Source organism: Vibrio sp. 1978 (assembly GCF_033344345.1).
This window is the reverse complement of the sequence record NZ_JAWPOP010000780.1, coordinates 1-580: the sequence shown is the minus strand read 5'-3', so window position 1 is coordinate 580 and position 580 is coordinate 1. Positions and strand designations below refer to the sequence as shown.

Here is a 580-nt window from a genome sequence, read left to right as displayed (position 1 = left end):
CGACGGAACAATCATGAGCAAGAGAACCAAAGACAAAGACCTGGAGAAACTCGACGTAATCAAAGACTCACCGCAAATGAGCCTGTTTGAGATCATTGAATCTCCGGCCAAGAAAGACGACTACTCCAACACCATCGAGATCTACGATGCGCTGCCGAAGTACATTTGGGACCGAAGGCGTGAGCCTGAAGATTTATCCAGCGCTGTAGTGACACGACAAGGCACCATCAGCGGCGAGCATTGCACGGTGAAGGTGAAGCCAGCCATCATCGAGAAGGATGACGGAAGAACCGTGCTGATCTACGCGGGACAGCGAGAGGAAATCCTTGAGGATGCTCTACGCAAGCTCGCAGTGAACGGGAAAGGCCATATCATCGAGGGCAAGGCTGGAGTCATGTTCACTCTGTACGAACTCCAGAAAGAGCTCTCGAAGATGGGTCACGGGTACAACCTGAACGAAATCAAGGAAGCAATCCAGGTTTGTCGTGGCGCAACACTCGAATGTATCAGTGATGACGGCGAAGCCTTCATCAGCTCCAGCTTCTTCCCGATGGTGGGACTTACCACCAGAGGTGAGTTT

At 51.9% G+C, this 580-nt stretch carries 1 pseudogene; it reads left to right on the top strand.

Annotation, left to right across the window (positions count from 1 at the left end):
- A pseudogene (locus tag R8N49_RS29070) lies at nt 1–580 on the top strand (plasmid replication protein); the annotation flags it as partial.